The sequence below is a fragment of the Clostridium sp. NSJ-145 genome (assembly GCF_021044725.1).
Taxonomy (GTDB): domain Bacteria; phylum Bacillota; class Clostridia; order Clostridiales; family Clostridiaceae; genus Clostridium; species Clostridium disporicum_B.
Map to the genome: position 1 here is coordinate 160,498 of NZ_JAJNOS010000009.1, position 7,077 is coordinate 167,574.

6 protein-coding genes are annotated in these 7,077 nt (G+C 30.4%); 3 read left to right on the plus strand and 3 right to left on the minus strand.

Features of this window, described 5'->3' with window-relative positions; translation table 11 throughout:
• Positions 1 to 14: 14 nt before the first annotated feature.
• The 3 genes from LQE93_RS09930 to LQE93_RS09940 all read right to left on the minus strand — a co-directional run bounded on the left by LQE93_RS09930 (position 15) and on the right by LQE93_RS09940 (position 2,871).
• Positions 15 to 1,421 carry an MBOAT family O-acyltransferase gene (locus tag LQE93_RS09930; protein WP_186839648.1) on the minus strand — a complete coding sequence of 469 codons (1,407 nt, stop codon included), beginning with the start codon at positions 1,419 to 1,421 and terminating at the stop codon, positions 15 to 17.
• Between the two features lie 23 nt (positions 1,422 to 1,444).
• Positions 1,445 to 1,951: a DUF4358 domain-containing protein gene (locus LQE93_RS09935; protein WP_055264617.1), complete on the minus strand. Its 507-nt coding sequence runs from the start codon at positions 1,949 to 1,951 to the stop codon at positions 1,445 to 1,447.
• 134 nt (positions 1,952 to 2,085) lie between these two features.
• Entirely contained in the window at positions 2,086 to 2,871 is a 786-nt protein-coding gene (locus tag LQE93_RS09940; RefSeq protein WP_186839647.1) for a GDSL-type esterase/lipase family protein, read from the minus strand.
• A gap of 456 nt (positions 2,872 to 3,327) precedes the next feature.
• On the opposite strand from LQE93_RS09940, the gene LQE93_RS09945 reads away from it, so the two are divergent.
• The 3 genes from LQE93_RS09945 to LQE93_RS09955 are packed head-to-tail and all read left to right on the plus strand — an operon-like array spanning position 3,328 to position 6,892.
• Positions 3,328 to 4,080 carry a DeoR/GlpR family DNA-binding transcription regulator gene (locus LQE93_RS09945; RefSeq protein ID WP_186839646.1) on the plus strand — a complete coding sequence of 251 codons (753 nt, stop codon included), beginning with the start codon at positions 3,328 to 3,330 and terminating at the stop codon, positions 4,078 to 4,080.
• Complete coding sequence (pfkB, locus tag LQE93_RS09950) at positions 4,080 to 4,985, plus strand: 1-phosphofructokinase (protein WP_186839645.1); 906 nt, start codon at positions 4,080 to 4,082, stop codon at positions 4,983 to 4,985. Before LQE93_RS09945 ends, pfkB begins: the two co-directional genes overlap by 1 nt.
• A 17-nt stretch (positions 4,986 to 5,002) precedes the next feature.
• A complete protein-coding gene (locus tag LQE93_RS09955) occupies positions 5,003 to 6,892 on the plus strand; it encodes a PTS fructose transporter subunit IIABC (RefSeq protein ID WP_186839644.1) in 1,890 nt (629 codons plus the stop codon).
• The last annotated feature ends 185 nt before the right edge of the window (positions 6,893 to 7,077 follow it).

The window sequence follows — 7,077 nt, forward strand, 5'->3', positions numbered from 1 at the left end:
AAAACACCTTCTTTTTAGAACCTAAAATATAAGAAAGGATTATAGCTTGCCCCTACTAAATATGCAGTAGAGATTATTAGAATTATTAAATTCATTGATGCTATTAAAAATACATCCTTTTCTTTTAAGGTATATTTAATTTTATTAATATAATTGCGGATTAATTTTGTACTACAGATTAATCCTAAAGTTAGAATAATAAAATTATTACTTAATATGTATTTAGCCATTGTATCAATAAATATGTTGTTACCAAAACCAAACATTATTTTAATATAATGAATTGCAGATGGAAGTGTATTCATATCAAAAATAACCCATCCTATAATTACAATTAGTAAAGTATATATATGTGAAAATATAGAAGGGATTCTTTTTAATAAATTCTTTAAGTATAGCTTTTCTATAAACAAAATTGTTCCGAAATATAATCCCCATACTATAAAATTAACGCTTGCCCCATGCCATAATCCTGTTGCAAACCATACAATAAATAAATTTCTAACTTGAATAAGGGCACCTTTTTTATTTCCACCTAATGGGATATAAATATATTCTCTGAACCATCCACCTAAGGACATATGCCAGCGTCTCCAAAATTCAGTTATACTTTTTGAGATATATGGATAATCAAAGTTTTCTAGAAAATCAAAGCCAAACATTTTAGCAAGACCTATTGCCATATCTGAATACCCACTAAAGTCAAAGTATATTTGAAGGGTAAAAGCAATTATACCTATCCAAGATAAGACAACAGATAAATCATTTAAGGGAATCTCCTTAACTTGTGACCAAATTAGTCCTATATTATTTGCAAGTATTACTTTTTTACCTAACCCAACAATAAATCTTTGAACTCCTTCTCCAAACTTATTTATACTTTCTTTTCTATTATCAAGCTGCTTATATACATCATTATATTTGACAATTGGTCCTGCAATAAGCTGTGGAAACATTGTAATATAGGCTGCAAAGTCTATTAAGTTTCTTTGAGGTTTTGTCTTTTGCATATAAACGTCAGCTATATAAGATACTTGTTGGAATGTATAAAATGATATTCCAAGGGGAAGAGCAATATTTTTAATTTGTAGGTTTAAGCCCAAAATAGAACCTAAGCTTTCTATAGCAAATCCATAATATTTAAAGAAGAAGAGTATACTTATATCTATAAGCAGTAAAGTTATAAAAATGAATTTAGACTTCTCCTTGTCACTGATATATTTTCCAATTAATAAGGCTCCAATATAATTTATCAAGATTGATACCATAATAAGTAGTATATATACAGGCTCTCCCCAGGCATAGAATATTAAACTAGCTAAAAGTATAATAGTATTTCTTAATCTTTTAGGTGCAATATAATAACTTACCAAAACTAATGGTAAAAATATAAATATAAAAATTAAACTACTAAAAACCATAGTAACTCACTCCAATTATTTCTTTATTTAAAGTTATCTTTAATTATTTTCTTTATAGCTGAAGCATTTTCGGACACAATAAAAATCAAATATTGTCCTTCTTCTTCTAAAACAGCATTTTCAATAATATTATATTTTTCGGGCCTATAGTTTTTAAAGCTTTCTCCTTGCTTCTCTAGTCTTTTATTAATTTTTGATTTTATTTCAGATATATCAGTACCTTCCTTAGTTTTTAAGACCAATATTTCTTCAACTTCCATATTGCTTTTAGGCGCATAAGATATGAAGTCTTCAATATCATTTTTATTGATATAATAAAGATTTTTTAAGGTTTTTTCATCTCCAACATTTACACAATCTAGGTTTATAGTTTTCTCTAAATCGCTTTTAATCTTAGCCATATCAGCGGTTTTAACACCTAACATAGGGTATAAACCTATAAATAAAGCAATAATTATGGCAATTTCAATTAAATAATAATTTCTGTATTTATTTCGTTTATGTAAATTTATTTTTTTATGTTTATGCATAATATGTAGTCCTCAATTTAAATTTAATATATAACTATAATAGGTATAACAATTATATTTATCTTGTGAAAGTTTAAAGCCATATAACAAGAAGGGTATACCTAAGAAATTTTGTTATATAGCAAGTTTATGTTCTACTTTATATAATTAGTAAGATAATTTAGCCATATCTGATAAAAGTCATATTTATAGTGAATTCCATCTTGCTCATGTAGATAATCTTTTCCCTCTACCATGCTGGCTAAATCTATATAAGTGCATCCTGTAGCATTAGCAACTTCACTAACTTTCAATCTGAATTCATTTAAATTCTCATTAGTTAATCTATAATTTGTATCTACTGCATTAGCCATTACAGATAATGGAGAAACTAAATAAATGTTTGTTCTTGGTAGTACTTCCTTTATTGAATTAATAAGTTCAATATACTTTTCTTTAAAAGTATTAGAGTCTTGTCCAGAAAGATTGCTATCAAATTCAATAACATCATTCATCCCATATAATAAAACTAAGTTTTTAGGATTAATTCCTTGAAGCTTTTCTATATTTTGCATAGCTTTTACTACAGTATCACCTTTATTACAAATTACATTATAGTCATCTAGCAGAGCAAATTCAGACAATGCTTCAGTTATCGAATCACCCATGAAAACAGTATTTTCATAGTATTTAGCGTAATTAATATCACCTATATCAGTACTTTCATTTTCTTTAGTATTAGAAGCAGCTAAGATTTCATTTCGATATGACTCTATTTTATCTTCCACTTCATCTAAAGATTTATTTTCTAGTTGTATAAGATAATCTTTGCCATAAGAGCTTTTATCTTTAAAAACACCACTAAGCATACCTGTAATAAAGGTAGCCATAAGATAAAAAGCTGCTATTAAAGTTAATATACTTAATATTTTTCTTCCCATTATTTTTTCCTCATATAAATAAATTTCAGATTTATTATAGAATATATATTTTTTTAGTTTGTTACAAAAGGGTTACAGTTTAGTAACACAAAAAAGAAAATGAATGTAAGTAGTAAAGTTGAATACTTTATTTTGGTGGAATATGAAGGATTTATATTATTTTTGATGGAATATTAAGGGATTGTATTATAAAATATGTAATGTAAAGTAGAAATTGGTTTTAAAGGTGAATGTAAATGAATGAAAATGACTGTAAATGAATGAAAATGACTGAAAGTGATTGACTGATGAATTTTTAAATAGTATTATAAATTACAAGGAAACTCCTTCTCCTAAAGTCGAATGAGTACACTCATAGTGTAAGTTTAAGTAGCCAAATCAAAGATTTGGACTTTCACTTAACTTCATCTGACCAAATCGGAGATTTGGTCAGATGAAGTTAAGGAAGGGATGTAAATGTTAACTCAAGAAAGACATGCATTGATATTAGAAAAATTAGAAAAGGAATCAGTTGTATATTTGAGCGATTTAATCAATCTGCTTGATGCATCTGAGTCAACTATAAGGAGAGATTTAAATTATCTTGATAAAGCAGGACTTCTTAAGAAAGTTCATGGTGGAGCTACTTCATTAAATAGTAAGCTTATTAACACTACTGAATTTGAAGTTGAGGTAAGACAAGGCATTAATAAAGAAGAGAAGATTGCAATTGCAAAATATGCAGCAAGCCTAATAAAGAATGACGACCTTATATATATTGATTCAGGAACAACTACTGAACTTATGATAGATTTTATAGAGGCAAAGGGAGCAACTTTTGTAACTAACGGGATAGGACATGCTAAAAAGCTTATCCATAAAAATCTTACTACATATATTCTTGGTGGGGAGTTAAAACTAACTACTGAAGCAATAATTGGCATTGAGGCTATTAATTCTTTAAGAAAGTATAATTTTACTAAAGGTTTTTTTGGAGCAAATGGCATAGACATTGAAAGAGGCTTTACAACACCTGATATTAGAGAAGCCATGGTTAAAGAAGAAGCATTAAAGAAGAGTAAGTTATCATTTGTGCTAGCGGATAACTCAAAATTTAATGAAGTAAGTTCAATAACTTTTGGCGAAATAAGCAATACTAGTATTATTACAACAAAATTAGAAGATATTAGATTTAAGAAGGTTACAAAGATTGTGGAGGTGGATGAGTAATGATTTATACAATTACTTTTAATCCTGCTTTAGATTACATTGTTAAGATGAATGAGTTTAATCTAGGGCATGTAAATAGAACTACTAGAGAAGATGTTTATGCTGGTGGTAAGGGAATAAACGTTTCTATAGTTTTAAACAACTTAGGAGTAGATAATAAAGCTCTTGGTTTTATAGCTGGTTTTACTGGTGATGAAATCGAAAGAAGAGTAAAAGAGTTTGGATGCTCTACTGACTTTGTTAAGTTAAAGAGTGGTATGTCTAGAATTAATGTAAAGATGAAGGCTGATGTTGAAAGTGAAATAAATGGTGGAGGACCAGATATTTCTGAAGAGGCATTAGAAGAACTTTACTCAAAATTAGAAAAGTTACAAAGTGGAGATATCTTAGTTCTTGCAGGAAGTATTCCAAAGACTTTACCTGTAGATATATATGAAAGAATTATGGACCACTTCGGTAACAGAGGAATTAAGTTTATAGTTGATACAACAGGTGAATCATTACTTAAGGTATTAAAGTATAAACCATTCTTAATAAAGCCAAATCATCATGAATTAGCTGAACTTTTTAATGTAAAGCTTAATGGACAAGATGATATTATTGCTTACGGAAAGAAACTTCAAGAAATGGGAGCAGAAAATGTTCTTATATCAATGGCTGGAGATGGAGCAATATTAATTAAGTCTAATGGAGAAGCTATTTACAGCAAGGTTCCAAGGGGAGTTCTTAAAAACTCAGTTGGAGCTGGAGACTCAATGGTAGCTGGATTTATAGCTGGTTATATTAAAAATGAAAAATTAGAAGACGGATTTAAAATGGGAGTTGCTACAGGAAGTGCATCAGCATTCTCAGAAGGATTAGCAACTAAAGATAAAGTAGAAGAATTATTAGCACAATTAAAATAATAGGGGAGGAAGCAAAAATGAAAATAACTGATTTATTAAAGAAAAACGGTATTGCTATCAATCCTGAAGTTAAAACTAAGGAAGAAGCAATAAACAAGCTAGTAGACTTAATGGATGCTACTGGTAGATTAAGTGATAAAGAAGAATATAAAAAAGCAGTACTTGCTAGAGAAAGCTTAAGTACTACTGGTATAGGTGATAACATAGCTATACCTCATGCTAAGACTACTGCAGTTAAAGAACCAGGTCTTGCTGCAATGATATTAACTGATGGGATTGATTATGATTCACTAGATGGAGAACCAGCAAAGCTATTCTTCTTAATAGCAGCACCAGAAGGTGAAAACAACCTTCACTTAGATGTACTTGCTAGATTATCAATGATGTTAATGGATCCTGAATTTAAGGATATGTTAGTTAACGCTAAATCAGTTGATGAATTCTTAAATCTTATAGATTCAAAAGAAAATGATAAGCTAGAAGCTGAAAACAAAAAAGAAGAAGAAGCAAAAGCTAATAAGACAGGATACAGAGTTTTAGCAGTAACAGCTTGTCCAACAGGTATAGCTCACACATTCATGGCTGCTGAAAGCTTAGAAAATAAAGCAAAAGATATGGGAATATCTATAAAGGTTGAAACTAACGGTTCAGGTGGAGCTAAGAACGTTTTAACTAAAGAAGAAATAGAAAATGCTGAATGCATAATAGTTGCAGCTGATAAGAAAGTTGATATGGCTAGATTCGAAGGTAAGAGAGTTATTCAAACTAAGGTTGCTAACGGAATACACAAAGCAGAAGAATTATTAAATAAAGCTACAAGCGGAAATGCTCCTGTATACCATCACGCAGGTGGAAGCGATGAGTCTGCTGATTCAGGAGAAAAAGAAAGTATTGGAAGACAAATATACAAACACTTAATGAACGGTGTTTCTCACATGTTACCATTCGTAATAGGTGGAGGTATATTAATAGCTTTAGCATTTTTATTTGATGATTACTCAATAGACCCAGCAAACTTCGGTATGAATACACCATTTGCAGCATTCTTAAAGACAACAGGTGGAGCTGCCTTTGGATTTATGTTACCAGTTCTTGCAGGATATATTGCTATGAGTATTGGTGATAGACCAGCTTTAGCAGTTGGTTTCGTTGGTGGTATGCTTGCTAACGAAGGTGGTTCAGGATTCCTTGGAGCATTAGCAGCAGGTTTTATAGCTGGTTACTTAATGCTTGGCTTAAAGAAATTATTCAGTAAATTACCACAAAGCTTAGAAGGTTTAAAACCAGTTTTACTATATCCATTCTTAGGAATATTACTAATTGGTGCGATAATTGTATTTATAATTAACCCTCCAGTAGGAGCTTTAAATAATGGTATTACTAACCTATTAAATAGCATGGGTTCAAGCAGTAAGGTATTACTTGGTGCAGTATTAGGTGGAATGATGGCAATCGATATGGGTGGTCCTTTCAACAAGGCAGCTTACGTATTCGGAACAGCATCATTAGCTACAGGACAATTTGATATAATGGCAGCTGTTATGGCTGGTGGTATGGTACCTCCTCTTGCAATAGCTTTATGTACAACATTCTTCAAGAATAAGTTCACAGCAAGAGAAAGACAATCAGGATTAACTAACTATGTAATGGGATTATCATTCATAACAGAAGGAGCTATTCCATTCGCAGCAGCAGATCCATTAAAGGTTATACCTGCATGTGTAATAGGTTCAGCTACAGCTGGTGCATTATCAATGGCATTTGGATGTGGATTAAGAGCACCTCACGGTGGTGTATTCGTAACTCCAATAGTTTCAAACCCACTTATGTACTTAGCAGCAATAGCTATAGGTTCAGTAGTAGGTATGATAGTACTTGCAGTATTAAAAAAGAAAATTGAAGCTTAAGAGGAAGTTCATTTAGCCTCGTCACTATAACCTAATTTGTAGGAAATAGTTTGATATAAAAAAGGGGCTGTCTCTGAAATGATTTTTAAAATCATTTCAGTAGACGGTCTTTTTATTTTTTATTCATATATTTATATGAAATTATTTCTAAATGAACAAGTTTTTTGACACGACAAATAGGAGGT

What these genes read in the sequence shown, in the direction of transcription:
- LQE93_RS09930 (WP_186839648.1), bottom strand. Translation starts at nt 1,421, where the DNA reads ATGGTTTTTAGTAGTTTAATTTTTATATTTATATTTTTACCATTAGTT.
- LQE93_RS09935 (WP_055264617.1), bottom strand. Translation starts at nt 1,951, where the DNA reads ATGCATAAACATAAAAAAATAAATTTACATAAACGAAATAAATACAGA.
- LQE93_RS09940 (WP_186839647.1), bottom strand. Translation starts at nt 2,871, where the DNA reads ATGGGAAGAAAAATATTAAGTATATTAACTTTAATAGCAGCTTTTTAT.
- LQE93_RS09945 (WP_186839646.1), top strand. Translation starts at nt 3,328, where the DNA reads ATGTTAACTCAAGAAAGACATGCATTGATATTAGAAAAATTAGAAAAG.
- pfkB (WP_186839645.1), top strand. Translation starts at nt 4,080, where the DNA reads ATGATTTATACAATTACTTTTAATCCTGCTTTAGATTACATTGTTAAG.
- LQE93_RS09955 (WP_186839644.1), top strand. Translation starts at nt 5,003, where the DNA reads ATGAAAATAACTGATTTATTAAAGAAAAACGGTATTGCTATCAATCCT.